Source organism: Pseudomonas sp. SWRI77, assembly GCF_014269105.1.
In the GTDB taxonomy this organism is placed as follows: domain Bacteria; phylum Pseudomonadota; class Gammaproteobacteria; order Pseudomonadales; family Pseudomonadaceae; genus Aquipseudomonas; species Aquipseudomonas capeferrum.
Genome location: NZ_JABWRV010000024.1, coordinates 35127 through 59204, shown reverse-complemented (window position 1 = coordinate 59204; position 24078 = coordinate 35127). Strand labels below are relative to the sequence as shown.

Genomic DNA, 24078 nt, shown 5'->3' with positions numbered 1-24078 from the left:
GGATGTTTCTTATGAGGAAACTGCTCGGCTTGGCGGCGGTTGCCGCCTTAACTTTGGGGCAAGTGGTGTCGGCGCAGGCTGCCGATGTTTCATTTTCGGTGGGGCAGACCGGTGACTCGACCATGGTCTATCGGCTGGGGTTGCAGTCGAACTGGGAGGCGAGCTGGTGGCAGACCAGCGTTGGTCGTCTCACCGGTTATTGGGATGGGGCTTACACCTATTGGCAGGGTGACGAGACGGCGAGCAACCACAGCTTGTCGTTTGCGCCAGTGTTCGTCTATGAGTTTGCTGGGGAATCGGTGAAGCCTTACATCGAGGCGGGCATCGGTGTCGCGGCCTTCTCCAGTACCGAGCTTGAAAGCAACGAGCTAGGCTCGGCGTTCCAGTTCGAGGACCGGATCGGTTTCGGCTTGCGCTTTGCCGGTGGGCATGAAATTGGCGTGCGCGCCATCCACTATTCCAACGCCGGTATAAAGCAGCCCAACGATGGTGTGGAAAGCTACAGCCTGCATTACCGTATGGCGTTGTAACCCACCTGCTTGGGCAGTGGGAGCGGGTGAGCCGCTCCCACTGCGGTAGCACCTTGCCAACCCTTGGGTCAGCGCGGCAGCGGCCACAAACTGCTAGGGTCCAGCGTCTCCAGCACCAGTTCAGGTTCTCGAAGCGGCAGTCGCCGCAGCAGTTCTTCGGCAGCGCTCTGCGCTGTCCACATCTCCGGCATAGCCTGCGCCGGTGTCACGGGGGTCTTCAATGATTGCGGCGCCACCACCGTCAGGCTGATCTGCAGCTGGCCCAGTACCTGGCGTTGCTCGCGAAACCACTGCGCGGTGCTGTTGAAACCGCTGGAAACCTGTGTGGGCGCAAACAGCTGCGAGGCTGAATAGCGATTGAGGATCGCCATTACCTGAGGCGCTTCACCCTTGGTCAGCAGCGGCAAGGCACTGGCCAGGCATTGTTCGCTGGCCAGCAGGTTGCTGGCGGCGATGGCCTCGAACAGCTCGGCATCAGGTATGGCGTCGGCCACATACTCACCGGTGCCGGCATTGATGATCAGGCAGTCCAGCGACCCCCAGTTGCCCAATAGCAGCTTGCTGGCTGCCTCGACCTGATCCAGCGCCTGCAACTGGCCCGGCAGGCGCAGCAATTGCGTGCCGTAGCGTTCGCCCAGCGTGTCCAGTGCTTCACACTCCCTGCCGCTTGCGGCTACCCGGTGCCCCTGTTCGAGCAACTGTTGTACCAATGCCAGCCCTAATCCATTAGTGGCCCCTGTCACCCAGACACTGCGAGCTCTATTCACGATACTGCCCCTTAATGCTGCCGACGCGGAAGGCCTTTGAAGGCTTCTAATGCGCGCTGGCGACTGCTGCCGAGATCGACTATTGGATTGTGATACGAATGGGTAGCAAAAAGATCCACAGCCTTAACTGGCTGATGAATGGCTTTATCATCCAGCGCCTGCAGTTCCGGTACCCAGTGACGAATGAAGCGCCCCTGCGGATCGAAGCGCTGAGACTGCGAAACCGGGTTGAAGATGCGGAAATAGGGCACGGCGTCGGTGCCGGTAGATGCGCTCCACTGCCAGCCGCCGTTGTTGGCTGCCAGGTCGCCGTCTATCAGGTGACGCATGAAATGCCGCTCGCCTTTGCGCCAGTCGATCAGCAGGTTCTTGCTGAGGAACATGGCGACGATCATGCGCAGGCGGTTGTGCATCCAGCCGGTGTGCAGCAACTGGCGCATGGCGGCATCGATGATCGGAAAACCGGTGCGCCCCTGTTCCCAGGCCGCGAGGTCTTCAGGTGCATCACGCCAGGGCAGGGCTTCGGTCTGGGCACGGAAAGCGCGGTGACGGGATACCTGTGGATAACCCACCAGGATGTGCTTGTAGAACTCCCGCCAAAGCAACTCGTTGACCCAGGTCTGGATGCCGGTGCTGCCGCTGTCGAACTCGCCACGGTTGCAGGCCAAGGCCCCGTGCAGGCATTGCCGGGGCGAAATCACCCCGGCGGCCAGGTAGGCGGAGAGCTCGCTGGTGCCAGGCTTGGCCGGGAGGTCGCGCTGGTGTTGGTAGTCTTCCACCCGCTCATCGAGAAAACGCGACAGCCGTGCTTGCGCTTCGGCTTCGCCCGCTGGCCAGCCATCGCGCAAGGTACGCGGTACTGGGTCGAAGCCCAGCACATGCTCAGGTAGCGGGTCGCTGGCGATCGCCAGAGGCGCCTGGGGCTTTAGCCGTGGGGCCAGCGCGGGGAGGCTGCGGTGCAGATGCTCCAGGCAGCTTTTCTTGAATTGGCTGAAGACCTGGAAGTAGTCACCACTGCGGGTAAGGAGGGTGCCAGGGCGGAAGAACAGCTGGTCGAGGTAGCTGTGCGCCTGCACGCCTGATTGCTCCAGCCGCGCCCGCACAGCTTGGTCGCGGCGCTGTTCGTTGATGCCGTACTCGTCGTTCCAGTGCACGCTATCTATCCGATGCTGATGGCATACTGACATTATTGCATCGGATGCCTGATCCCACCTGTCAATTGAGCGGATCAGCAGCGGGATGTTGAGTGTGCCCAGTGCCTGGCGCAGCGCGCGCAGGTTGCGCAGCCAGAAGTCTACTTTGCAGGCGGCGTCGTCGTGAGCCTGCCATTGGCCGGGGCTGAGCAGCCACAGGGCGACGGTCGGGCCGCGCTCACAGGCGGCGCTCAAGGCGGTGTTGTCGTCAATGCGCAGGTCGCTGCGCAGCCAGATCAATTGCATGGTGCATTCATCTCTACAGGCCGGCGGTCATTGCCTTGAAGCAAACGCAATGCCGCTTGCGGGGTATCGAACAGGAGCAGGTCGGGGAGGTCGAGGGCGTTCAGTTGGGCTTCATGCAGGGCGAGCGTGGCGCCGCCCAGCAGTTTTGCCCCCGGCGTACCCTGCAGCGTGCGCTGCAAGGCCTTGATGTCGATGCGTGGCCCCAGGTGCAGCAACAGGGCGCGCGGTTGCAGCGCGGCGATGGCCCGTTGCAGTTGCGGGCCACCCACCGGCTGTTCAAACACCTCGACAGGGATGCCGTTGCTGCTGAGCAACCAGGCGCACAGCCACAGCTCAGGGTCGAAGGCGCGTTCGCTGTCTTCGGCCAGCAGCACTGGCGCACCCTGTAGCAGCTGGTTGTCGTGATACACCCGGGCGCCGAGTTTGCTGCGCAGCCAGCTGTGGAAGAACACTTGCTCAAGCCGTGCATTGAAATAGTTGCGCCAGCGCAGGTCCAGGCTGTCGAGCAGGGGTAGCAGCAATTGCTCGCACAGGGTAATGGCGGGGTACAGCGCCATGGCCTGGTTGAGTTGCTGGTCAAGTGCCCGCTGCGAGAGGTTGGCGATAGCCTCGATCAACTGCGTCTGTCGCGCCTGCCAGTTGCTGTGTGGGGCGGTGCTGGCCGGTTTATCGAGCAGCTCGCGTACCTGCCCCACCGATGCGCCGCGCTGCAGCCAGGCCAGGATCGCTTCGACCCGTTCGACCTGCTCGTTGGAATACAAGCGATGCCCTTTTGCGGTGCGCTGTGGCTTGAGCAGGCCGTAACGGCGCTCCCAGGCCCGTAGGGTGACTGGGTTGACGCCGGTGCGGCGGGCGAGTTCGCCGATCGCTAGCAGGGCCTCAGACGGCATTGCGCAATCCTAGGCTTTCGGGGTGTGGCTGCAGGTAGGCCTGCTGCATCAGGTAAGGGTCGGGGTGCTTGCGCAGGTGGTGCTTGAGCAGCGTCAGCGGCACCACCAGCGGCACCACGCCCTGTTGGTACTGGCTGATGATGGCTTGCAGTTCGGCCTTGTCCTGCTGGGTCAGGGCATCTTTGAAGTAACCGCTCAGGTGCTGCAGTACGTTGCAGTGCGTGCCACGGCTGGCGCAGCGGCGCAGGGCCTGCATCAGCTGGCTGAAATAGTGTGGGCCGACCTGCTGCGGGTCGTCATCCCGGCTCATGCTGCCCAGTAGTCGCCCCAGGGTGCGGTAGGCATGGGGGTTGTTGGCCATCAGCAGGTACTTGTAGCGCGAGTGAAACCGCACCAGGGCGCCGCGGCTCAAGCCTTCGGCCAGCAGGCGCTGCCAATCGGCATAGGCGTATACGCGGCTGATGAAGTTTTCGCGTAGCACTGCGTCATGCAGGCGGCCTTCCTCCTCCACCGGCAGGTCCGGGCGAAGGTTGCAGAAGGCCTGGGCATACACACCACGTCCGCTATGCAACGCAGGGTGGCCGTTATCCTGGTAGACCTTGACCCGCTCCAACCCGCACGAAGGTGACTTCTGCATGAAGATATAGCCGCAGATATCGTCGAGCTCGCCGGCCATCTGCTCGCCATAGGTGCGCAGCGGGCCGGTGAGGTCCATGCCGGGGTTGCGGGTACCGACCACTTCCGGCTGCTCCGGGTTGCCTACCAGGCGAATAGGGTCGCGCGGTACACCGAGGCCGATAGCGACCTCGGGGCAAACCGGCAGCCATTCGAAGTGCGCTTCAAGTTGCGCGCGGCACAAGTCGGATGCCTTGTGCCCACCGTTGTAGCGCACACTGTGCCCGGTCAGGCAGGCGCTGATGGCGATGCGAGGCTTGCAGTGAGCGGAAGGGGATTGCATGGCTGTCTCCGATAAACTTGTACGCGATATCTATTTTGTACAAGTTTATTCCAGCACAGCCTTGGCGTTATGCAAACTGATTTTTTTGTACAGGCTCAGCGCCCGTTCAGTCGAGATGCTCCAGCAGCCGGCGAGCGGCTTCCTGGCCACTCAGCCAAGCCCCCTCGACGCGGCCGGACAAACACCAGTCGCCGCAGGCGTACAGGCCCTGATCGGCATCGGCCAACGCGCCCCACTCATGGTGGCTGGTGGGGCGTGCATACAGCCAGCGGTGGGCGAGGGAGAAGGTGGGTGCCGGCACCACGCAGCCGACCAGTTCGGCGAATTCGCCCCATAACTGCTCGATCACCTCTTCCTTGGGCAGGTCGATATGCTGCCGGCTCCAGCTCGGCGTGGCATGCAGCACCCAGGTGTCGAGGTGCTCGTCACGCCCGGGCTTGCTGCGGTTGCGGGCCAGCCAGTCGAGCGGGTTGTCCTGCACGAAGCAACCTTGCATGGGGGTGTCCAGTGGCGTCTGGAAGCCCAGGGCGACGGCCCAGGTAGGCTCCATCTGCACGCCAGCGGCCACGGCAGCCAGTTTGGGTGTCGAGGCCAGTAACGGCGTTGCCTGCGGCGCAGGCACCGCGATCACCACGCGGCTGAACGGGCCGTGGCTGCAGCCTTCGGTGTCTTGCAGGTGCCAGTACTGCTTGCCGCGGAATACTTCAGCGATGCGGCAGCCAAAGTTGACCGTCACATCCTTGAGCATGCCGCGGGTGATGGCACTCATGCGCGGCACGCCTACCCAGCGAGTCTGCTCATCCGGGGAAGGTGTGAGTTCGCCGTCGCGGTAGTTGTACAGTTGCGGCTTCCATTGCTCGGCCCAACCCGCAGCCACCCATTGCTGGACCTGATCGACGAAACGCCGATCACGGGCAGTGAAATACTGGGCGCCGAGGTCCAGCGCGCCAGCGTCGCTGCGCTTGCTGGCCATGCGCCCGCCACTGCCGTGGCCTTTGTCGAACAAATGCACGGATTGCCCGGCCTTTTGCAGCGCCTGGGCGGCGGACAGACCGGCGATACCGGCACCGATGATGGCAATAGGTACTGTCATGATGGCCTCTTCAAACCTTGCTGTGAGCAGACTACGCTGTCAGGCAAACCTGTACAATGCACAAATTTTGTATAAGGTTATTCCGCTTTATAGAGCAGGTTGGCCTATGTTTATCCGAGAGCGTCGGGTCAAAAAAGTGCCTTGTTCTAAAAATAGACCACTGCCGCATTCTGCGAGGACACAGCCATGCATATATTGCTGACAGGCGGCACCGGTTTGATAGGCCGGCACCTGTGCCAGCTCTGGCTCGGCCAGGGCCATCGCCTTACGGTTTGGAGCCGCCGGCCTGATCAGGTACCCACACTGTGCGGTAGCCAGGTGCGCGGCATCGCCCGGCTGGAAGAACTGCAGGCGGATGATCAGTTGGATGCGGTCATCAACTTGGCCGGCGCGCCGATTGCCGATCGGCCTTGGACCGGCGCCCGGCGTAACCTGCTGTGGGCCAGCCGGGTCACCCTGACCGAGCAGTTGCTGGCTTGGCTGGGCAGCCGCGAGCAGCGCCCGGAGGTGCTGATCTCCGGGTCTGCGGTGGGCTGGTACGGGGATGGCGGTGAGCGCGAACTGACCGAGGTATCGCAGCCGGTACGCGAAGATTTTGCCAGCCAGTTGTGCATCGCCTGGGAAGAAACCGCCCAGCGTTCGCAGGCACAAGGCATCCGGGTGGTGCTGGTGCGAACGGGGCTGGTGCTGGCCAGCGATGGCGGCTTTTTGTCGCGCCTGCGCCTGCCCTTCAAACTGGGGCTGGGCGGGCCGTTGGGCGATGGCCGGCAGTGGATGCCGTGGGTCCATATAGACGACCAGGTCGCCCTGATTGATTTTCTCTTGCAGCACAAGGACGCCAGCGGTCCTTATAATGCCTGCGCCCCAGAGCCTGTGCGCAACCGCGAGTTCGCCAAGCGCCTGGGCCGGGCCATGCACCGGCCGGCCGTGCTGCCCGTGCCTGCGCTGTTGCTCAAGGCCGGCCTTGGCGAGCTGTCGACGCTGTTGCTCGGTGGCCAGCGGGCGCGCCCGGTGCGCTTGCTGGCGGCAGGGTTCACCTTCCGTTTCAATGATCTGCAATCGGCCCTGGACGACTTGTCCAGCCGCCTCTGACATAGGACGCTGCATGACTGATCACGCCCTGCTGCTGGTCAACCTGGGTTCCCCGGCCTCCACTTCGGTGGCCGATGTGCGCCGTTACCTCAACCAGTTCCTGATGGACCCGTACGTGATCGACCTGCCCTGGCCGGTGCGGCGCTTGCTGGTGTCACTGATCTTGATCAAGCGCCCGGAACAGTCGGCGCACGCCTACGCCTCCATTTGGTGGGAGGACGGTTCGCCACTGGTGGTGCTGACCCGCCGTCTGCAAGCGGCGATGGTCGAGCACTGGCCCCATGGCCCGGTGGAGATGGCCATGCGCTATGGCCAGCCGGCATTGCCCGAGGTGCTCGAGCGCCTGGCCGCCCAAGGCGTGCGCACGGTCACCCTGGCACCGCTTTATCCACAGTTTGCCGACAGTACGGTTACCACGGTGGTCGAGCAGGCGAAGCAGACCATCAGCGAACGCCAGCTGCCGCTGCAGATGCGTGTGCTGCAGCCGTTCTACGATCATCCCGACTACATCGACGCGCTGGTGGCCAGTGCCAGGCCCTATCTGGAGCAGGATTACGATCACCTTCTGCTGAGTTTCCATGGGCTGCCGGAGCGGCACCTGAAGAAGCTGGACCCCACCGGCAAGCATGATTTCCGAGCGGCCGATTGTTGCAAGGACGCCAGTGCCGAGGAGCGCGCAGTGTGCTATCGAGGGCAATGTCAGGCCACGGCCAAGGCGTTTGCGCAGAAAATGGGTATCCCGCACGGCAAGTGGTCGGTGTCGTTCCAGTCGCGGCTGGGGCGGGACAAGTGGATCGAACCCTACACCGAGAATCGCTTGGATGAGCTGGCTGCTGCGGGGGTGAAGAAGCTGCTGGTGATGTGCCCCGCGTTCGTTGCCGATTGCATCGAGACGCTGGAAGAGATTGGCGACCGCGGCAAGGAGCAGTTCATCGAGGCGGGGGGCGAGGAGTTGGTGCTGGTGCCGTGCCTGAATGATCACCCGGAGTGGGTGCGGGTGTTGGCGGGGATGTGCGAAAAGGCTTGAATGCAAAGGGCCGCATTGCGGCCCTTTGCGAGCGGTCTGGCAAGGCCGCTCTTACACATCCAGCTTCTTGTTCTTCCAGCCATCATTGCCCGGCAGAATGAGGTTCAGGGCAATGGCCACTACGGCGCACAGGGAAATACCCTTGAGGCCCCAGTCGTCCGGGCCGTCACCGCTGCCGATCAAGACCCCGCCAATGCCGAACACCAGGGTCACCGAAACGATCACCAGGTTGCGCGCTTCGGCCAGGTCGATCTTGTGGCGGATCATGGTGTTCATGCCCACCGCCGCGATCGAACCGAACAGCAGGCACAGAATACCGCCCATGACCGGTACCGGAATGCTCTGCAGCAGCGCGCCGAACTTGCCGATGAAGGCCAGGGTGATGGCAAAGATCGCCGCCCAGGTCATGATCTTCGGGTTGTAGTTCTTGGTCAGCATCACCGCTCCAGTCACTTCGGCGTAGGTGGTGTTGGGCGGGCCACCGAACAGGCCGGCAGCCGTGGTCGCCAAGCCATCACCCAGCAAGGTGCGATGCAGGCCGGGCTTTTTCAGGTAGTCGCGGCCGGTCACGCTGCCCACAGCGATCACCCCGCCGATGTGTTCGATCGCCGGCGCCAACGCCACCGGCACGATGAACAGGATGGCCTGCCAGTTGAACGCCGGCGCGGTGAAGTTGGGGATCTCCAGCCAAGGCGCGGCGGCAATCTTGGCGGTGTCGACCACACCGAAGGCGAATGCCAGGGCAAAGCCCACCAGCACGCCGGAGATGATCGGTACCAGGCGGAAGATGCCCTTGCCGAACACCGCGACGATCAAGGTGGTCAGCAGCGCCGGCATCGAGATCAGCATGGCGGTCTGGTAAGGCATCAGCGCAGCACCATCACCGCCCTTGCCCATGGCCATGTTGGCGGCGATCGGCGCCATGGCCAGGCCGATCGAGATGATCACCGGGCCAATCACCACGGGCGGCAGCATGCGGTCGATGAAACCGGTGCCTTTGATTTTGACCATCAGCCCCATGAAGGTGTAGACGAAGCCTGCGGCCATCACGCCGCCCATGGTCTCGGCCAGGCCGAACTGGCCCTTGGCAAGGATGATCGGGGTGATGAAGGCAAAGCTCGACGCCAGGAACACCGGTACCTGACGGCCGGTGACCAGTTGGAACAGCAGCGTGCCGATGCCAGCAGTGAACAGCGCGACGTTCGGGTCGAGGCCGGTGATCAGTGGCATCAGCACCAGCGCGCCAAATGCCACGAAGAGCATCTGCGCGCCCGAAACGACCTGGCGCCAGAGCGGGTCGTTGAAGCCGTCCTGCATGGTCAGGCGTCCTTTTGCTTGGTGCCGAAGATCTTGTCGCCGGCATCACCCAGGCCCGGCACGATGTAGCCGTGCTCGTTGAGGCGCTGGTCGATCGAGGCGGTGTAGATCTGTACGTCGGGGTGGGCTTTTTCCACCACGTCGATACCTTCCGGTGCTGCAACCAGGACCATGGCGCGGATTTCCTTGCAGCCAGCCTTTTTCAGCAGGTCGATGGTGGCGACCATCGAGGCGCCGGTGGCCAGCATCGGGTCGATGATCAAGGCCAGGCGCTGGTTGATATCCGGTGCGAGCTTTTCCAGGTAGGTGTGGGCTTCGAGGGTTTCCTCGTTGCGCGCGACGCCAACGGCACTGACCTTGGCACCCGGAATCAGGCTGAGCACGCCGTCGAGCATGCCGATACCGGCGCGCAGGATCGGCACCACGGTAATCTTCTTGCCGGCGATTTTTTCGACCTGCACCTTGCCGCACCAGCCGTCGATCTCGTAGGTTTCCAACGGCAGGTCTTGAGTGGCTTCATAGGTCAGGAGCGCGCCGACTTCCTGGGCGAGTTCGCGAAAATTCTTGGTGCTGATGTCGGCACGGCGCATGAGGCCGAGCTTGTGGCGGATCAGCGGATGGCGGATCTCACGAGTGGGCATAGGGGGGGCTCCGAAAGGCGGGCAAAAAAACCGCGCTAGATTAATCTATTCAACCTGTGCTGTCGTGTAGTCCTTTTGGACGTTAGTCCATAAATGCTTGATCTGTGACGAGCGGATGCGTACCTTTGCCCGCTTTTCCAAAATACCCCCGGAGAGCGCAATGTCCGCCGATCTCGAGCACATCCGTCAAGTCATGCGCGAAGCTGACTGTCTGTACAACGAAGCCGAAGTCGAAGCGGCCATCGCCAAGGTCGGCGAGCAGATCTGCAAAGACCTGCACGACAAGAACCCGGTGGTCTTCTGCGTGATGAATGGCGGCCTGATTTTCACCGGCAAGCTGCTGACTCACCTGCAGTTCCCGCTGGAAGCGTCGTACCTGCACGCCACCCGCTACCGCAACCAGACCAGCGGCGGTGAGCTGTTCTGGAAGGCCAAGCCTGAAGTCTCGTTCATCGACCGTGACGTGCTGATCGTCGACGACATCCTCGACGAAGGCCACACCCTCAGCGCCATCATCGAGTTCTGCAAGCATGCCGGCGCTCGCTCGGTGCACACCGCGGTGCTGATCGACAAGGACCACGACCGCAAGGCCAGCCCGGACCTCAAGGCCAACTACGTCGGCCTGCCGTGCGTCGATCGCTACATCTTCGGCTATGGCATGGATTACAAAGGCTACTGGCGCAACGCCAACGGCATCTTCGCCGTCAAGGGGCTGTGACCATGCGCCAGCCCGCGTTCATCGACCAATCGCTGTTCGCTGGGCTGGCGCAAAAGGCTGCCGCCAACCCTCGCGGGCGGCAGCACCACAATTTCCACGAGATGGAAGAGCCCTGCCACCGCATGGCGGTCGGGTTGCAGCCGAGCACGTACATCCCGCCGCATCGGCATCTGAATGACGACAAGGCCGAAGCACTGATCGTGCTCAAGGGGCGCCTGGGCCTGCTGATTTTCGATGAGCAGGGCGCGCTGACCGACAAGCGTGTGCTGCAGGCTGGCGGTGACTGCCTGGGCGTGGACCTGGCACCCGGTACCTACCATGGGTTGGTGGTGCTGGAGCCAGACAGCATCTTGTTCGAGTGCAAGGCCGGCCCGTACCGGCCGGTGGGCGAGGGCGAGCATGCGCACTGGGCGCCACGCGAAGGCGAAGCGGGCGTGGCCGAGTACCAGGCCTGGATGCGCGCGCAGTTCGATTGAGCGGCGGCTCCGGTACAGGCTGAACACAGCATGCTAGAGTGCCTGTTCATGCCAAGGAGCCTCACATGCGTGCGATTGTTCCCCTCCTGCTGGCGGTCAGCCTGCCGATCGGTGCAGCCCCCCTGCACAGCCAGTTTCTGCCGCCCGATGACCTGTCGTTGCGCCAGGAAGCGCCGACTGGTCAGCAACTGCTGCAGGTGACCGATTATTCGGTCGTAGTAGGTGCCCAGCGCCAGTCCGACCAGCAGCCGATCCCGATCACCGCCTCGTTGCAGATGCGCCTCAAGGGCAAGCCGCTGAGCAAGGGCGCCACCCTTGCCCAGGTGCTGCTGACCTTCGATGGCGAGCCCGGCAAAAGCTTGAAAAAACCGGTCTATGACGAAAAAACCCGCACCTTGAGTCTCAATTACCCGGTCAGCGATTACCGCGTAATCATGGACCTTTTGCGCAACGAGACGCTCTACGTGCAGTTTCTGACCTATGGCAACGGCCATATCTGGGCCGACCTGCACACCGGGACCGTACGTACGCGTTGAGGCGTGCGCCCTGCGGGGGGTAAACTGCCGGCCTTCGAAATTCCGTGATGGTCCAGTTGGAGTCGGCAATGCGTAAAGACAAGAAACAGGTAATCGGTGACGAAATCAGCGACGACTACATCAAGTCGTACCTTCAGTTCGAGCCGGCCGATGGCGTGACTTCGCCTTCTCAGCACAAGCTGATCAAGGCTTACCGCGGTCTGCGTATTGACGACTTCGAGCGTTTCGTCCGCTTCTTCGTCGAAGCTGGCCTGGACCTGGATGGCAAGGACGAGCACGGCAAGACCTTTGTCGAGGTAATCGCCGACCAGCGCGGTGCGCCGGAGTACATCGAGGTCATCGAGAAAGCTCGGAGCTGATATGTAGCCTGTATCGCAGCTACAAAAAAAACGCCCCGAGGGGCGTTTTTTCGTTTCAGCCAGCTCAGGCGTAATGCTGGGCCGGGCTGTCTTCTACCAGTTCCAGCGCCGCATCGTTGTCGGCACTGATCTTGCGGTACAGCGCAGCATCGGTTGCCAAGGTCTTCTCGCGAGCCGGGAAGATCTCCTTGAGCTTGGCAGCCCAGGCACCTTTGGCCTGCTCGGGGAAGCAGCGCTCGATCAGTTCGAGCATGATCGAAACGGTGACCGAAGCACCCGGCGATGCGCCGAGCAGCGCCGCCAGGCTGCCGTCCTGAGCCGAGACCAGCTCGGTACCGAACTGCAGAATGCCGCCTTTTTTCGGGTCTTTCTTGATGATCTGCACACGTTGGCCGGCCACTTCCAGGCGCCAGTCTTCGGCTTTAGCCTGCGGGTAGAAGCGACGCAGGGCTTCCAGGCGTTGCTCCATCGACTGCATCACTTCACTGACCAGGTACTTGGTCAGGTCCATGTTGTCGCGGGCTACGGCCAGCATCGGGCCGATGTTGCCCATGCGTACCGACAGCGGCAGGTCCATCAACGAGCCATGCTTGAGGAACTTGGTGGTAAAGCCGGCGTAAGGGCCGAACAGCAACGAGGTCTTGCCGTCCACCACGCGGGTATCCAGGTGCGGCACCGACATCGGTGGCGCGCCGACTGCGGCCTGGCTGTAGACCTTGGCCTGGTGCAGTTTGACGATTTCCGGGTTGTCGCAGCGCAACCACTGGCCGCTGACCGGGAAGCCGCCGAAGCCTTTGCTCTCGGGGATGCCGGAAAGCTGCAGCAGCGGCAGGGCCGCGCCGCCGGCGCCGAGGAACACGAAGCGGGCATCGACTTCACGGCTGCCGCCGCTGTTGACGTCCTTGATGCTCACGGTCCAGCCGCTGCCGTTACGGCGCAGGCCGACGACTTTCTTGCTGTACTTGACCTGCGTGTCCGGGGTGTCGGCCAGCAGCTTGAGCATCTTGTTGGTCAGCGCGCCGAAGTTGACGTCGGTGCCTTTCGCCACGCGGGTGGCGGCGATGTGCTGGTCGGCCGGGCGGCCGGGCATCATCAGCGGCATCCAGTCCTTCATCACGGCCTTGTCTTCGGTGTATTCCATCTCGGTGAAGGCGTGATGCTGCTTGAGCAGCTCGAAGCGCTTCTTGAGGAAGGACACACCCTTTTCACCTTCGACGTAGCTCAGGTGCGGGACAGGGTTGATGAAAGCACGCGCCGAGCCGAAGTTGCTCTTCTTGCTCAGGTAGGCCCAGAACTGGCGCGAGACCTCGAACTGGGTGTTGATGTGCACGGCCTTCTTGATGTCGATGCTGCCATCGGCGGCCTGGGGCGTGTAGTTAAGCTCGCACAGGCCAGCGTGGCCGGTACCTGCGTTGTTCCAGGGGTTGGAGCTTTCCGCGGCCCCGGAGTCCATCGCCTCGACGACCTCAAGCTTCAGGGTCGGGTCGAGCTCCTTGAGCAGTACGGCCAGGGTGGCACTCATGATGCCCGCGCCTACCAGTACTACATCAACCGATTCGTTCTGCGCCATTTAACGCGTCTCCACAATCTACAGCTACCTAATTGACAGCATAGGACCTGGGTTTGCCAGGATCGCCATGTCCGACTTTTCGCAGTTCTTGCAACTTCCGCGGACACCGCCAATCAGTCTTCGGGTTCAGGTATTGAACCCCGTTTGCCACAGGTGCGGCAATTCGACTTATGGTCAAGGTGTCGTGCGTGCGTTATGGAGCGGCCTCAAATACTCATCCGGGATGAGCGCAGTTGCCGCCTGTTCAGGGCTGTTCGGGACACATCTGCTGCTTTTGCACATGCCAGACTGTTCATTTGCTCGCCACACTCTCGTGAAGTTGTGAAAAACCGTTTTTTCACGCTCTTTTGGAGACGTGAACCTCAAAAGGGGACTGCGCGATGGCAACCCACAGGTTCATGCAGTGCGAAGGGCCGGAAAAGCAGGCACGACAGCCGATGCAAGACCTGAGTGGAAGGCTCTCTGTGGGCGAAGCGGTGAAGGTGCCGGGGTCAAGCGGCAAATGCGGGGCCCGATCAGGAGACGTCCTTATAATCGGGGGGAGATTATAGCGATGTCGCGGGCAGAAAGGTCGTTATTCGTGGTTTTTATTGCAGCGTTTGTCAGGCCGGCAGGCTGCGTTGATGCCAACGGTTGTTTGCGCGCGCGCAAACCCGAGCGCTGGCGGGCAGTTGGCGGCCCAGCCAGGCGAGCTGCACTTCGCTGACCTGCACCCAGCCACTGCCGCTTGGCGGCTGGCTACAGTGCTTGAACGCCAGGCATTTGCCGTCGGCGTCAAGGTGGGCATAGGGGCGGTGGCGCGGGCGTTGGAAGAGCAGGGTCCAGAGCGAGGCCATGGCGGTGAGTCCTTTGTGTTAGGGCTGGGCCAAGGATAACGGCAGGGGCATGAAACGATTGTGACAGCGCAGCCTTGGCGATGACTGGCCTGTGCGAGGCTGGGTATACTGTGCGCCTTAGCCGCATTTTCTGGAGAAACGCGCATGTTGCAACGTCTGTTGTTCGGTTTGATCGCCGTGGCCAGCCTCAGCCTGGTCGGATGTGCCCACAGCCCGCAACAACTCAGCCCGCAACCCAAGCTCACCGCCCAGCTCGCACCTGTCGGCCAGGGTCAGCCGGTGGTGGTCAAGGTGGTTGATGGTCGGGCTTCGCAGTCCCTGGGCACTCGCGGTGGCATGTACCCCGAGACCAGCACCATCAGCGTCAGTGGCAATGATGTGCTGCCCAAGCTGCAGGCCCAGGCCGAAGCCGCTGTACGCCTGCTCGGTTTCACCCCGACGCCGAACGCTAACAATGCGCCGCAACTGACCGTGACCCTGGCCGAGCTGAAATACCAGTCGCCCAAGGACAACCTGTACGTGACCGAGGCCACCATCGGCGCCACCTTCCGTGCCGACGTGGCCAACGCCAACCGCCGCTACAGCGGCCGTTACGGCGCTTCGCTGGATCAGCGCTTCGGCATGGCGCCGAACCAGGAAACCAACACCAAGCTGGTCAGTGATGTGCTGAGCGACGCCCTGACCCGCCTGTTCAAAGACCCGACCATCGGGCAGGTGCTGGCCGAGTAAGCGTTCAGTTGCCTTACAAAAAACCCGCTGCCTGGCAGCGGGTTTTTTGTGGGTGGCTGCGGGGGCTTCAGGCCGCCTGGATGTGGAAATCCAGCACGCTGAAACCGGTGGCAACATCCACCTCTGGCAAGTCTTCATGAGCATGCCCCCCAATGCGCAATAGACCAGCCACTGCCGGTCTTGCACATTGATGGCGAAACCGTCGATCAACGCCTGTTGTTCGTCGCTCTGGGCAACGAGATAGAGGCGGTCCTGGTTTTCGGCGTGCAGCATGAACAAGCTCCGGATCGGGGAAAGGCCGACAGGGTGGCCTGTTCTGATGACGAGCATGTGACAGATGAAATTTAGTGACACTTTGTCGCCCAGGCCGGGCGCCTGGGTCGGAGTTGGGTAGAATGCCGGCCTTCGTTGTCGTTCAAACCGAGGAAGCGTGATGTCGTTGCAAGTGCTCTGGGGGTTTCTGGCCGCCCATCCCACCAAGCTGATCAACCTGCTGGCATTGCTGATGACCTGCCCAGGCGGCCTGCTGCTGCACAGCGCACGGCGCCGCGAGGCGGTCACGCGTGAAAGCCTGGCAATGGATGAAGGGGTGATGGATGCGTTTGACCTGAGGGTGCCGCGTTACTTCTATATTCTCGGTTTTTCGTGCCTGGCCCTGGCGCTGTTGTTGTCCTGGTTCAGTACCTGGGTCTGAAAACCTGGGGCCGCAGAGCAGCCCCAAGGTTGGTCAGGCGACCGGTGCCTGCTGCCTGACCTGATACTGGTTGCGCACCGGCGTCGCATACTGCAACACCAGGTACGGCCGCTGCTCTTCGGGGCATGCCTCCAGGCGCCGCTGCCATTCTTCCTTGGCCCGCGCCAACTCTTCGGCCGGGAACACCTTCTCGGCACTCGGCACCTGCAGTGCCTCATCCTTTTCGTCCCACATCGCGTAGGCCAGGTAGTGCACCGGGAACAGCCGGTAGCCGCCGAGGATCTGCCGGTCGATTTCGGCTGCCAACTGCTTGGTGTCTTCGAAGTATTCGGTCACCGGCGCTGCAAAGTTGATGTGCACACGACCTTTGTAGCCAGTGATGCCTTTGGCGATGCTGTTGTCGTCTTCGCCCGGCGCCTTCTTGTAGGTGCCAGTGGTGGCGCGGATGTACAGCTCACGGGCTTTGGCCTGGTCGCAGGGGTCGTACTCGTAGCTGATCGACACCGGCGTCAGGTTAAGGCTCTGGATGACCGCGCCGAACGGTTCGTCCTTGCGGCTCATGTGGAACATCTTGAGGATCGCCGAGTCGGTGCGGTCGTCACCATCCTTGGCACGGCCTTCGGCCTGGGCGATCCAGATCGACGCAGTATCGTTGCGGATCGAGTGGTTGATGTAGGCCGAAAGCAGTTGGTAAGCCGCCAGCTTTTCGCGACGACCGCTGAGCGAGCGGTGCACGATGAAGCTCTTGTTCAGGCGCATCATGTCGCTGACGAAGGGCTTTTGCAGCAGGTTGTCACCGATGGCGATGCGTGGGGTCGGCAGGCCGGCGTGGTACACGGCGTAGTTGACGAATGCCGGGTCCATGACGATGTCGCGGTGGTTGGCCAGGAACAGGTACGCGGTGCCGGCCTTGAGCTGCTCGACGCCCGAGTAGGTGACGCCATCGGTGGCACGTTCGATGGTTTGATCGACGTAGTACTCGACTTTGTCCTGCAAGGTCGAGACGCAGGTGACGCCGGCGAACTCCTTGCGCAGGCGACGGGCGATTAGCGGCTTGAGCAGCCATCCGAGGGGGCCAGCCGCACGCGGGAAGCGGAAGTGGGTGAGGATATCGAGGAATGCCGGGTCGCTGAGCAGGCGTGCCAGCACGGCAGGGACCTCAGCGTCGTCGTACGGTCGGATGGCATCGAATTCGCCCATCATGCTCTCTTGTTGGAAACGGCTAGGGTAATAAGGTAGGGACGGGGTCCGAAAAACGGCTCGAACACGCGCAGGCCCTGTAATCAGACCGGCAATTATACGCATAAGTCACCGCGGAGGCCGCGATGCTGGAAACCGACTTCTATGATTGCCCTTATTGTGGCGAACGTGTGGAAACCACTGTCGATATTTCCGGTGGCGACCAGCGCTACACCGAGGATTGCCAAGTGTGTTGCCAGCCTGTGGTGTTCATTTTGCAGGTGCACGGTGACGAATGGATGCTTGAGGTCAGACGCGAGGACGATGCCTGATGCAGCGAATCTACGAACCGGAGAGTTTGCTGGAGGCCGAAATGCTGATGGGCATGCTGGCCAGTGAAGGTGTCTCGGTACATTTGATTGGGCGCGACCTGGTCGGTGCTGCCGGTGAGCTACCGATGCAGGGCTTGCTGGCGCTGGCCGTGCCCGACGAGCAGGCCGAATACGCACGGCAGCTGATCGATGCGTACAATGCTGCCCAGCCACTGGTTGGCGACGAACCGGAGAGCTATCCCGGTACCTTGATCTGCTAGGTTCAGAATTCGCTCATGTGTGGACGTTACGCCCTGTTTCGCTGGCCCCAGGCCCTTGCCAGTCTGCCGGGCTTTCCGGCCGGCCAGCCGGCCCAATGGAATATCTCGCCGGGTGCTTCGGTGCTGATACAGCGCCAGCTCGACGGCCAGCAGCAACTGGCCAAGGCGCGCTGGGGGCTGACCCCGGCCTGGCTCACCGACCTTTCCCGTACGCCTGCCCATGCCCGCGCCGAAACCCTTGCCGAGCAACCGATGTTCCGCGAGGCGTTTCGCCAGCGCCGTTGCCTGATGCCGGCCAATGGCTTCTATGAGTGGCGCGGTACTGTGCGCAAACGCCCGTACTGGCTGACGCCAGGGGAGGGGGCTTCGCTGTATTTCGCAGCGGTGTGGGAAGCGTATCCGGTACAGGACCAAGTCTGGTTGAGTTGCGCGGTGGTGACCCAGGCGGCCATGAACCAGCGCCGGCCTTTGATTCTGGATGAGGCGGGGCGAGCGGCCTGGCTGGCCCCTGATACGCCGATGGCGCGGTTGCATGAATTGCTGGCCAGCCCGCCGGCCACGTTGCGTGAGCGGGCGTTGGCACACTTCGTCAATGACCCGAAGCTCGATGCGCCAGAGTGCCTGACCCCGGCCTGATGCGCTGGCTGCAGTGCCGGTAAAATTCTTCCCTGCGGCTATGGCGGGCCTGGGCGACTAGGCCTAGGATACGCCGCATGTAAAAGGGAGTGTTTTCATGCGTAAGTCATTTGTTGTCAGTCTGTTGAGCGCCGGTATCCTGCTGGCAGGCTGCCAGTCGGTAAATACGACCAGCGGCGGGGCCGTCGGTGTCGAGCGCAAGCAGTACATGTTCAGCATGCTCTCGACCGATGAGGTCAACCAGATGTATGCCCAGTCCTACCAGCAGACCCTCGGTGAGGCGTCGAACAAAGGCGTGCTGGACAAGTCCAGCGCCGACGCCAAGCGCGTGCAGGTCATCGCTGACCGGCTGATCGCCCAGGCGCCGATCTTCCGCCCGGATGCTGCGCAGTGGAAGTGGGAAGTCAACGTGATCAAGAGCGATGAGCTCAATGCCAACTGCGGGCCTGGCGGCAAGATCATCGTTTACACCGGCCTGATCGACCAGCTCAAGCTGACCGATGCCGAGATTGCAGCGGTGGTCGGCCACGAGATCGCCCACGCCTTGCGTGAGCACAGCCGCGAAGCGATGTCCAAGGCCTATGGTGTGGAAATGGCCCGCCAGGGCGCGGGCGCCCTCTTCGGACTGGGCCAGAGCAGCATGGCCTTGGCCGATACCGTGGTGAACTACGCCATGACCCTGCCCAACAGCCGTTCCAACGAGAACGAAGCGGACCTGATCGGCCTGGAGCTGTCGGCGCGTGCCGGTTACGACCCGAATGCCGCGATCACCTTGTGGAACAAGATGAGCAAGGCTTCCGAAGGCGCGCCGCCTGAGTTCATGAGCACTCACCCGGCGTCCGAGAGCCGTATCGCCTCGTTGCAGGCAGCCATTCCGAAGGTGATGCCGTTGTATCAGGCGGCCAAGAAGTAAGCATTGCCATGGGGGCCGCTTTGCGGCCCTTTTGCAACGCAAGGCGCCCCCAGCTTTGTGTTACCCCACCCAGCCACTGGCTTTCATCGCCGAATAAACGGCCACGACCGCCAGCACGATGAACGCGGTAGCCGCCAGGCGACGAATCAGCGTCAACGGCAGTTTATCCGCCGCAAAGTTACCCGCCAGTACCACCGGCACGTTGGCAATCAGCATGCCCAGGGTGGTGCCGATGATGACCATGATCAGGTGTGGGTACTGTGCTGCAAGCATCACCGTGGCCACTTGGGTCTTGTCGCCGATCTCGGCCAGGAAGAACGCAATCAGTGTGGTCAGGAACGGGCCGAAGCGGCGCGCGGGATTTTCATCGTCATCCATCTTGTCCGGCACCAGCGTCCACAGTGCAGTGGCGGTGAAGCTGGCGGCCAGGATCCAGTGCAGCGCCGAGTCGCTGAAGAACCCGCCGACCCACGCACCCACGGCGCCTGCGGCGGCATGGTTGGCCAGGGTGGCGGCGATTATACCGGCGATGATCGGCCAAGGCTTGCGAAAGCGGGCAGCGAGGATGAGCGCGAGCAGTTGCGTCTTGTCGCCGATTTCGGCGAGGGCAACGATGGCGGTGGGGACCAGCAGGGATTCCAGCATCAGGTTTCCTACGGGGGCGGGTCGACACGGCTATGACACGTACAGCCTTCCCGCCCCGGGTAAGGTGTGCGTGTCATAGGTCTTGTCAAACCGCGGATCCGTCTGTGCGGATCTCTCTATGCAGGCGCTGCATAGCGGGTCGCACGCGCCATGGCCTGTGGGCCAAGTATGTTGACGCGTGCCGGGCGAGCTGGGTGCTCGCGGGAGACTACTCCCCTAGGACGGTGCGGATTCTGCCTAGCCGAATCGGTTTCGGCAAGCGCTGTTTTTAACCGCGTGTTGCCTGGTAGATACGAAAACCGTCGGCCTCGGCGCGTACCTGGCAGTTGCCCAGCGCCCCTACGATCAGCGGCTGGTAGCGCAGGAAGCTGTTCGCCACCAGGCGCATTTCGCCACCTTTTCGCAGATGAACGCTGGATTTTTTCAGCAAGTTCTCCGACGCTTGGTAATTGGTGTGGACCCCGGTATGAAACGGCGGGTTGCTCAGGATCAGGCTCAAGTCGGTGGGGGCCGCGTCGATGCCATCGCCGCTGATCACTTCACCTTCCAGGCCGTTGGCGGCCAACGTCAGGCGACTGGCAGCCACGGCGAAGGCGTCGACGTCCAGCAAGGTCAGCCGGCTTTGCGGATAGCGGCGTTTCACCGTGGCACCCAGCACGCCGGCACCGCAACCGAAGTCCAGTACATGCCCGCACGGTAGGCCATCGAGGTGCTTGAGCAGCAGTGCGGTACCGCGATCGAGGCGGCCATGGCTGAACACGCCCGGCAGGCTGACCACCTGCAGTGGGCCGTCTTCGAGGTCGAGCTCGAAGCGCTCGGCCAGGCTTTGCAGCGGCGTGGCCGCTGGCGCCTGGTTGACGGTCACTTGCCACAACTGGCAATGCCGGGCGCTGTCGAGCTTGCGCGGTTTGCCAAAGGCCTGCAGTTGCTTCGCCGCGCCTTCGATACCGCCGCGTTTCTCCCCGACCAGGTACAACTCGCGCCCGGCCAGGCGCGACGCCAGGGCGTTGAGCAGGTAGGCGGCCAGCTCACGGGACTTGGGCAGAAACAGCACGGCGCTGTCGAAGGCCACCGGGGGCGGTTCGACACCGTAGTGGCTGCGCCCGGCAAAGCGCCCTTCGAGCATGGCCTGGTCGCCGGCATGCCAGGTCCAGCCATGGGCCATGGGCAGGTGGCCGAGCAGATCGTCGGCGGGCGCACCGGCGATCAGCAGCGGGCCCTGGAACAGGTCCGCCTGGCGGAGCAACACTTCACTGCGCGGGTCCATGGACGACGCCTCCTGGAAAAAAGTCGCGCAGTGTAGCAGAGGCTAACGCTGCGCTCAGCTGACCACGCGGCGTGGCTGACCGGCGAAGTAGGCCTGGGCGTTCTCGCTAAGCTGACCGACGATGCGCTGGCGCGACTCCACTGCACCCCAGGCACTGTGCGGGGTGATGATCAGCCGGGGGATATCGCCTGCCAGCAGCGGGTTGCCATTGACCGGCGGCTCGACGCTGAGCACGTCGGTGGCGGCGCCACCGAGGTGGCCCTGGCGCAGGGCGTCGGCCAGTGCCTGCTCGTCGATCAGTCCGCCCCGGGCGGTGTTGACCACCAGGGCACCGGGCTTGAGCAGGGCCAGCTCGGCAGCCCCGATCATGTGCCGGGTATGCTCGTTCAGTGGGCAGTGCAGGGTCAGCGCGTCGACTTGTGGCAGCAGGTCTTGCAGCGGCATGCGGTCGGCGCGTTCCGGGCGGCCGGGGATCTGCCCGCTCAACACGCGCATGCCAAAGGCTTCCGCTAGGCGTGCCACCGCGCCGCCCAGCTCGCCATGGCCGAGCAGGCCAAGGGTCTTGCCCTCCAGCTCGACGATGGGGAAGTCCAGCAGGCAGAACTGGCTGGCCTTGGCCCATTGGCCGTCAGCCACCGCCTGGTTGTAGTCGCACAGGCGCGTGGCCAGGGCCAGCAGCAGGGCGAGGGTGTGCTGGGCCACCGACGGCGTGCCATAACCCTGGCAGTTGCACACCGTGATGCCTTGGGCGCGGGCCGCTGCCAGGTCGACATTGTTGGTGCCGGTGGCGGCCACCAGGATCAGCTTGAGCTGCGGGTTGGCCGCAAGGGCTGCGGCATCGAGCATGACCTTGTTGCTGATCACCGCGACGGCGCCCTGCAGGCGTTCGGCGACCTGCTCCGGGCGGGTGGCGGCAAACAGCTCGAACGCCTCGAACTGCGATTGCAAGGGCGACAGGTCAAGGTCACCTAGGTCCAGGGACTGGTGATCGAGGAACACGGCGCGACGCGGGCTGGGCATGGGGTTCTCCGGTGGCGGGGCGGGCAATGGGCATGGGTTTCGGTGCAAAGCCCGAAGGGGTTAGCCGCAGTGTCTAGCCCGCGGTTACCGCGCGTCAACGCCTGCCACTCATACCTCAACGGCCCAAATCATTCCTTCGGCTGATTTGACCGTCACATTGAGCTACTACAGTAGATCCAGACTTGTCCGGCCCGCTTTTCAGAAAAGGGATACCCATGTTGCAGACCCGCATCATCAAACCCGCCGAAGGCGCCTACGCCTACCCGCTGCTGATCAAACGCCTGCTGATGTCCGGCAGCCGTTACGAGAAAACCCGCGAGATCGTTTATCGCGATCAGTTGCGCCTGACTTATCCACAGCTCAACGAGCGTATCGCTCGCCTGGCCAATGTCCTGACCGAAGCCGGGGTCAAGGCCGGTGACACGGTGGCGGTGATGGACTGGGACAGCCATCGCTACCTGGAATGCATGTTCGCCATCCCAATGATCGGCGCGGTGGTGCACACCATCAACGTGCGCCTGTCACCGGAACAGATCCTCTACACCATGAACCACGCCGAAGACCGGGTGGTGCTGGTCAACAGTGACTTCGTCGGGCTCTACCAGGCCATCGCCGGTCAGTTGACGACGGTCGACAAGACCGTGCTGCTGACCGATGGCCCTGACAAGACCGCCGAGCTGCCCAACCTGGTCGGCGAGTACGAACAGTTGCTCGCCGCCGCCAGCCCACGCTACGACTTCCCGGATTTCGACGAGAATTCGGTGGCCACCACCTTCTACACCACAGGTACCACCGGCAACCCCAAGGGGGTGTACTTCACCCATCGGCAATTGGTGCTGCACACCCTGGCTGAAGCCTCGGTGACCGGCAGCATCGACAGCGTGCGCCTGCTGGGCAGCAACGATGTGTACATGCCCATCACCCCGATGTTCCACGTGCATGCCTGGGGCATCCCTTACGCCGCCACCATGCTTGGCATGAAGCAGGTGTACCCGGGGCGCTACGAGCCGGACATGCTGGTCAAGCTGTGGCGTGAAGAGAAAGTCACCTTCTCCCATTGCGTGCCGACCATCCTGCAGATGCTGCTCAATTGCCCCAGCGCCCAGGGCGAGGACTTCGGTGGCTGGAAGATCATCATCGGCGGCAGTTCGCTTAACCGGTCGTTGTACCAGGCTGCACTGGCGCGCGGTATCCAGCTGACGGCGGCGTACGGCATGTCCGAGACCTGCCCGTTGATTTCGGCCGCGCACCTGAACGACGAACTGCAGGCCGGCAGCGAGGATGAGCGCATCACCTACCGGATCAAGGCCGGCGTGCCGGTGCCCCTGGTGGAAGCGGCGATCGTCGACGGCGAGGGTAATTTCCTCCCGGCCGATGGCGAGACCCAGGGCGAACTGGTGCTGCGAGCCCCGTGGCTGACCATGGGCTACTTCAAGGAGCCGGAAAAGAGCCAAGAGCTGTGGCAGGGCGGCTGGCTGCACACCGGTGACGTCGCGACCCTCGACGGCATGGGTTACATCGATATCCGCGATCGCATCAAGGATGTGATCAAGACCGGCGGCGAGTGGGTATCTTCGCTTGACCTCGAAGACCTGATCAGCCGTCACCCGGCGGTGCGCGAAGTGGCGGTGGTGGGTGTCGCCGACCCGCAGTGGGGCGAGCGACCCTTTGCCCTGCTGGTGGTGCGCGACGGGCAGGCCATTGACGCCAAGTCGCTCAAGGACCACCTCAAGCCTTTTGTCGAAGAGGGGCACATCAACAAGTGGGCAATTCCAAGCCAGATCGCCGTTGTTACTGAAATTCCCAAGACCAGTGTCGGCAAACTCGACAAGAAACGCATCCGCCAGGACATCGTCCAGTGGCAGGCCAGTAACAGCGCGTTCCTGTCGACTCTGTGAGCACCGTGCGGGTCGTGTACGTCAGAACACGACCCGCATGCTAGAGAGCCCGGCGCCTTGCCAAACAGCCAAAATGCGCCATGCTTCAGCACTGCCAGCGCGTCACGAAGAAAAACGTCGGTGCGAGTTGGCGGCACGGAGCGCAAATCACACTTTAGAGGGATCAAGCGCCTGTGCCTTGCTGGCTATAGTCGAGGCCAGGGGATTTTCAGGAATGGGGGAGGGCGACACGCGCAAGCCGTGTTGCCGCAGGCGC

27 protein-coding genes, 1 pseudogene and 1 riboswitch are annotated in these 24078 nt (G+C 62.7%); of the genes and pseudogenes, 14 read left to right on the top strand and 14 right to left on the bottom strand.

All coding sequences use genetic code 11. The annotated features are described in order from the left end of the window. Nucleotides 1–11: 11 nt before the first annotated feature. Nucleotides 12–530 carry an acyloxyacyl hydrolase gene (locus HU766_RS20925; RefSeq protein ID WP_033701321.1) on the top strand — a complete coding sequence of 173 codons (519 nt, stop codon included), beginning with the start codon at nt 12–14 and terminating at the stop codon, nt 528–530. Between the two features lie 68 nt (nt 531–598). Here HU766_RS20925 and HU766_RS20920 read toward each other — a convergent pair whose 3' ends face one another. From HU766_RS20920 to HU766_RS20900, 5 genes are all read right to left on the bottom strand, one after another. After that, nucleotides 599–1297 carry an SDR family NAD(P)-dependent oxidoreductase gene (locus HU766_RS20920; protein WP_186660269.1) on the bottom strand — a complete coding sequence of 233 codons (699 nt, stop codon included), beginning with the start codon at nt 1295–1297 and terminating at the stop codon, nt 599–601. Nucleotides 1298–1308: 11 nt separating this feature from the next. Then, complete coding sequence (gene phrB / locus HU766_RS20915; RefSeq protein WP_186660267.1) at nt 1309–2736, bottom strand: deoxyribodipyrimidine photo-lyase; 1428 nt, start codon at nt 2734–2736, stop codon at nt 1309–1311. Then, nucleotides 2727–3626 (bottom strand): MerR family transcriptional regulator, encoded by a 900-nt coding sequence (locus HU766_RS20910; protein WP_186660265.1) that lies wholly within the window; start codon nt 3624–3626, stop codon nt 2727–2729. The genes phrB and HU766_RS20910 overlap by 10 nt, the downstream gene beginning before the upstream one ends. Next, a complete protein-coding gene (locus HU766_RS20905) occupies nt 3616–4584 on the bottom strand; it encodes a DUF523 and DUF1722 domain-containing protein (RefSeq protein WP_186660263.1) in 969 nt (322 codons plus the stop codon). Before HU766_RS20905 ends, HU766_RS20910 begins: the two co-directional genes overlap by 11 nt. A gap of 106 nt (nt 4585–4690) precedes the next feature. After that, the gene (locus HU766_RS20900; protein ID WP_186660261.1) at nt 4691–5677 is read right to left on the bottom strand and encodes an NAD(P)/FAD-dependent oxidoreductase; all 987 of its coding nucleotides are present in this window, start codon (nt 5675–5677) and stop codon (nt 4691–4693) included. Between the two features lie 186 nt (nt 5678–5863). Here HU766_RS20900 and HU766_RS20895 point away from each other — a divergent pair, with 186 nt between their 5' ends. Further along, nucleotides 5864–6769, top strand: a complete 906-nt coding sequence (locus HU766_RS20895; RefSeq protein WP_186660259.1) for a TIGR01777 family oxidoreductase — start codon at nt 5864–5866, stop codon at nt 6767–6769. Between the two features lie 13 nt (nt 6770–6782). Further along, complete coding sequence (hemH, locus tag HU766_RS20890) at nt 6783–7796, top strand: ferrochelatase (RefSeq protein ID WP_047582759.1); 1014 nt, start codon at nt 6783–6785, stop codon at nt 7794–7796. 51 nt (nt 7797–7847) lie between these two features. Here hemH and HU766_RS20885 read toward each other — a convergent pair whose 3' ends face one another. Further along, nucleotides 7848–9113: a uracil-xanthine permease family protein gene (locus HU766_RS20885; protein ID WP_033701311.1), complete on the bottom strand. Its 1266-nt coding sequence runs from the start codon at nt 9111–9113 to the stop codon at nt 7848–7850. A gap of 2 nt (nt 9114–9115) precedes the next feature. Further along, a complete protein-coding gene (upp, locus tag HU766_RS20880) occupies nt 9116–9754 on the bottom strand; it encodes a uracil phosphoribosyltransferase (protein ID WP_033701309.1) in 639 nt (212 codons plus the stop codon). Between the two features lie 160 nt (nt 9755–9914). Here upp and HU766_RS20875 point away from each other — a divergent pair, with 160 nt between their 5' ends. The 4 genes from HU766_RS20875 (at nt 9915) to HU766_RS20860 (ending at nt 11843) form a co-directional block, all read left to right on the top strand. Beyond that, entirely contained in the window at nt 9915–10472 is a 558-nt protein-coding gene (locus tag HU766_RS20875) for a hypoxanthine-guanine phosphoribosyltransferase (RefSeq protein WP_033701308.1), read from the top strand. A 2-nt stretch (nt 10473–10474) separates the two neighbouring features. Further along, nucleotides 10475–10948, top strand: coding sequence for a WbuC family cupin fold metalloprotein (locus HU766_RS20870; protein WP_186660257.1), 474 nt, complete (start codon nt 10475–10477; stop codon nt 10946–10948). Nucleotides 10949–11013: 65 nt separating this feature from the next. Further along, complete coding sequence (locus HU766_RS20865; RefSeq protein ID WP_033701305.1) at nt 11014–11484, top strand: hypothetical protein; 471 nt, start codon at nt 11014–11016, stop codon at nt 11482–11484. Between the two features lie 68 nt (nt 11485–11552). After that, nucleotides 11553–11843: a PA4642 family protein gene (locus tag HU766_RS20860; RefSeq protein ID WP_186660255.1), complete on the top strand. Its 291-nt coding sequence runs from the start codon at nt 11553–11555 to the stop codon at nt 11841–11843. Nucleotides 11844–11907: 64 nt separating this feature from the next. Here the strand turns inward: HU766_RS20860 and mqo are convergent, their stop codons facing one another. Together mqo and HU766_RS20850 are read right to left on the bottom strand one after the other, a co-directional pair. Further along, the gene (gene mqo / locus HU766_RS20855) at nt 11908–13413 is read right to left on the bottom strand and encodes a malate dehydrogenase (quinone) (protein WP_186660253.1); all 1506 of its coding nucleotides are present in this window, start codon (nt 13411–13413) and stop codon (nt 11908–11910) included. A gap of 602 nt (nt 13414–14015) precedes the next feature. Then, nucleotides 14016–14249, bottom strand: a complete 234-nt coding sequence (locus tag HU766_RS20850; RefSeq protein ID WP_033701301.1) for a hypothetical protein — start codon at nt 14247–14249, stop codon at nt 14016–14018. Nucleotides 14250–14393: 144 nt separating this feature from the next. Between HU766_RS20850 and HU766_RS20845 the strand changes: the two genes are divergently transcribed. Next, nucleotides 14394–14978, top strand: a complete 585-nt coding sequence (locus tag HU766_RS20845) for a YajG family lipoprotein (protein WP_033701300.1) — start codon at nt 14394–14396, stop codon at nt 14976–14978. Between the two features lie 67 nt (nt 14979–15045). On the opposite strand, the pseudogene HU766_RS20840 reads toward HU766_RS20845, so the two are convergent. Continuing rightward, nucleotides 15046–15251, bottom strand: a pseudogene (locus HU766_RS20840) (hypothetical protein). A gap of 160 nt (nt 15252–15411) precedes the next feature. On the opposite strand from HU766_RS20840, the gene HU766_RS20835 reads away from it, so the two are divergent. Then, complete coding sequence (locus HU766_RS20835; RefSeq protein ID WP_033701298.1) at nt 15412–15672, top strand: hypothetical protein; 261 nt, start codon at nt 15412–15414, stop codon at nt 15670–15672. Between the two features lie 33 nt (nt 15673–15705). Here the strand turns inward: HU766_RS20835 and HU766_RS20830 are convergent, their stop codons facing one another. Next, nucleotides 15706–16875 (bottom strand): 1-acyl-sn-glycerol-3-phosphate acyltransferase, encoded by a 1170-nt coding sequence (locus HU766_RS20830; RefSeq protein ID WP_033701297.1) that lies wholly within the window; start codon nt 16873–16875, stop codon nt 15706–15708. A gap of 122 nt (nt 16876–16997) precedes the next feature. Between HU766_RS20830 and HU766_RS20825 the strand changes: the two genes are divergently transcribed. The 4 genes from HU766_RS20825 to HU766_RS20810 all read left to right on the top strand — a co-directional run bounded on the left by HU766_RS20825 (nt 16998) and on the right by HU766_RS20810 (nt 18992). Then, a complete protein-coding gene (locus HU766_RS20825) occupies nt 16998–17183 on the top strand; it encodes a CPXCG motif-containing cysteine-rich protein (protein ID WP_033701296.1) in 186 nt (61 codons plus the stop codon). Beyond that, complete coding sequence (locus HU766_RS20820) at nt 17183–17443, top strand: DUF2007 domain-containing protein (protein WP_033701294.1); 261 nt, start codon at nt 17183–17185, stop codon at nt 17441–17443. Before HU766_RS20825 ends, HU766_RS20820 begins: the two co-directional genes overlap by 1 nt. 15 nt (nt 17444–17458) lie before the next feature. Continuing rightward, nucleotides 17459–18079 carry an SOS response-associated peptidase gene (locus tag HU766_RS20815; protein ID WP_186660251.1) on the top strand — a complete coding sequence of 207 codons (621 nt, stop codon included), beginning with the start codon at nt 17459–17461 and terminating at the stop codon, nt 18077–18079. Between the two features lie 97 nt (nt 18080–18176). Beyond that, complete coding sequence (locus tag HU766_RS20810; RefSeq protein ID WP_033701292.1) at nt 18177–18992, top strand: M48 family metallopeptidase; 816 nt, start codon at nt 18177–18179, stop codon at nt 18990–18992. Nucleotides 18993–19052: 60 nt separating this feature from the next. Here the strand turns inward: HU766_RS20810 and HU766_RS20805 are convergent, their stop codons facing one another. The 3 genes from HU766_RS20805 to HU766_RS20795 all read right to left on the bottom strand — a co-directional run bounded on the left by HU766_RS20805 (nt 19053) and on the right by HU766_RS20795 (nt 21924). Beyond that, nucleotides 19053–19634 carry a TMEM165/GDT1 family protein gene (locus tag HU766_RS20805; RefSeq protein ID WP_177326489.1) on the bottom strand — a complete coding sequence of 194 codons (582 nt, stop codon included), beginning with the start codon at nt 19632–19634 and terminating at the stop codon, nt 19053–19055. A gap of 90 nt (nt 19635–19724) precedes the next feature. Further along, nucleotides 19725–19866: riboswitch (yybP-ykoY riboswitch) on the bottom strand. Nucleotides 19867–19905: 39 nt separating this feature from the next. Beyond that, nucleotides 19906–20904 (bottom strand): class I SAM-dependent methyltransferase, encoded by a 999-nt coding sequence (locus tag HU766_RS20800; protein WP_186660249.1) that lies wholly within the window; start codon nt 20902–20904, stop codon nt 19906–19908. Nucleotides 20905–20958: 54 nt separating this feature from the next. After that, nucleotides 20959–21924 (bottom strand): 2-hydroxyacid dehydrogenase, encoded by a 966-nt coding sequence (locus tag HU766_RS20795; RefSeq protein ID WP_186660247.1) that lies wholly within the window; start codon nt 21922–21924, stop codon nt 20959–20961. Between the two features lie 215 nt (nt 21925–22139). On the opposite strand from HU766_RS20795, the gene HU766_RS20790 reads away from it, so the two are divergent. Next, the gene (locus HU766_RS20790; protein ID WP_047582748.1) at nt 22140–23822 is read left to right on the top strand and encodes a fatty acid--CoA ligase; all 1683 of its coding nucleotides are present in this window, start codon (nt 22140–22142) and stop codon (nt 23820–23822) included. Nucleotides 23823–24078 lie beyond the last annotated feature (256 nt).

What these genes read in the sequence shown, in the direction of transcription:
- phrB (WP_186660267.1), bottom strand. Translation starts at nt 2,736, where the DNA reads ATGCAATTGATCTGGCTGCGCAGCGACCTGCGCATTGACGACAACACC.
- HU766_RS20925 (WP_033701321.1), top strand. Translation starts at nt 12, where the DNA reads ATGAGGAAACTGCTCGGCTTGGCGGCGGTTGCCGCCTTAACTTTGGGG.
- HU766_RS20825 (WP_033701296.1), top strand. Translation starts at nt 16,998, where the DNA reads ATGCTGGAAACCGACTTCTATGATTGCCCTTATTGTGGCGAACGTGTG.
- HU766_RS20795 (WP_186660247.1), bottom strand. Translation starts at nt 21,924, where the DNA reads ATGCCCAGCCCGCGTCGCGCCGTGTTCCTCGATCACCAGTCCCTGGAC.
- HU766_RS20870 (WP_186660257.1), top strand. Translation starts at nt 10,475, where the DNA reads ATGCGCCAGCCCGCGTTCATCGACCAATCGCTGTTCGCTGGGCTGGCG.
- HU766_RS20810 (WP_033701292.1), top strand. Translation starts at nt 18,177, where the DNA reads ATGCGTAAGTCATTTGTTGTCAGTCTGTTGAGCGCCGGTATCCTGCTG.
- HU766_RS20845 (WP_033701300.1), top strand. Translation starts at nt 14,394, where the DNA reads ATGTTGCAACGTCTGTTGTTCGGTTTGATCGCCGTGGCCAGCCTCAGC.
- HU766_RS20790 (WP_047582748.1), top strand. Translation starts at nt 22,140, where the DNA reads ATGTTGCAGACCCGCATCATCAAACCCGCCGAAGGCGCCTACGCCTAC.
- HU766_RS20860 (WP_186660255.1), top strand. Translation starts at nt 11,553, where the DNA reads ATGCGTAAAGACAAGAAACAGGTAATCGGTGACGAAATCAGCGACGAC.
- HU766_RS20820 (WP_033701294.1), top strand. Translation starts at nt 17,183, where the DNA reads ATGCAGCGAATCTACGAACCGGAGAGTTTGCTGGAGGCCGAAATGCTG.
- HU766_RS20830 (WP_033701297.1), bottom strand. Translation starts at nt 16,875, where the DNA reads ATGATGGGCGAATTCGATGCCATCCGACCGTACGACGACGCTGAGGTC.
- hemH (WP_047582759.1), top strand. Translation starts at nt 6,783, where the DNA reads ATGACTGATCACGCCCTGCTGCTGGTCAACCTGGGTTCCCCGGCCTCC.
- HU766_RS20905 (WP_186660263.1), bottom strand. Translation starts at nt 4,584, where the DNA reads ATGCAATCCCCTTCCGCTCACTGCAAGCCTCGCATCGCCATCAGCGCC.
- HU766_RS20835 (WP_033701298.1), top strand. Translation starts at nt 15,412, where the DNA reads ATGTCGTTGCAAGTGCTCTGGGGGTTTCTGGCCGCCCATCCCACCAAG.
- HU766_RS20865 (WP_033701305.1), top strand. Translation starts at nt 11,014, where the DNA reads ATGCGTGCGATTGTTCCCCTCCTGCTGGCGGTCAGCCTGCCGATCGGT.
- HU766_RS20850 (WP_033701301.1), bottom strand. Translation starts at nt 14,249, where the DNA reads ATGGCCTCGCTCTGGACCCTGCTCTTCCAACGCCCGCGCCACCGCCCC.
- HU766_RS20900 (WP_186660261.1), bottom strand. Translation starts at nt 5,677, where the DNA reads ATGACAGTACCTATTGCCATCATCGGTGCCGGTATCGCCGGTCTGTCC.
- HU766_RS20815 (WP_186660251.1), top strand. Translation starts at nt 17,459, where the DNA reads ATGTGTGGACGTTACGCCCTGTTTCGCTGGCCCCAGGCCCTTGCCAGT.
- HU766_RS20875 (WP_033701308.1), top strand. Translation starts at nt 9,915, where the DNA reads ATGTCCGCCGATCTCGAGCACATCCGTCAAGTCATGCGCGAAGCTGAC.
- upp (WP_033701309.1), bottom strand. Translation starts at nt 9,754, where the DNA reads ATGCCCACTCGTGAGATCCGCCATCCGCTGATCCGCCACAAGCTCGGC.
- HU766_RS20800 (WP_186660249.1), bottom strand. Translation starts at nt 20,904, where the DNA reads ATGGACCCGCGCAGTGAAGTGTTGCTCCGCCAGGCGGACCTGTTCCAG.
- HU766_RS20885 (WP_033701311.1), bottom strand. Translation starts at nt 9,113, where the DNA reads ATGCAGGACGGCTTCAACGACCCGCTCTGGCGCCAGGTCGTTTCGGGC.
- mqo (WP_186660253.1), bottom strand. Translation starts at nt 13,413, where the DNA reads ATGGCGCAGAACGAATCGGTTGATGTAGTACTGGTAGGCGCGGGCATC.
- HU766_RS20910 (WP_186660265.1), bottom strand. Translation starts at nt 3,626, where the DNA reads ATGCCGTCTGAGGCCCTGCTAGCGATCGGCGAACTCGCCCGCCGCACC.
- HU766_RS20895 (WP_186660259.1), top strand. Translation starts at nt 5,864, where the DNA reads ATGCATATATTGCTGACAGGCGGCACCGGTTTGATAGGCCGGCACCTG.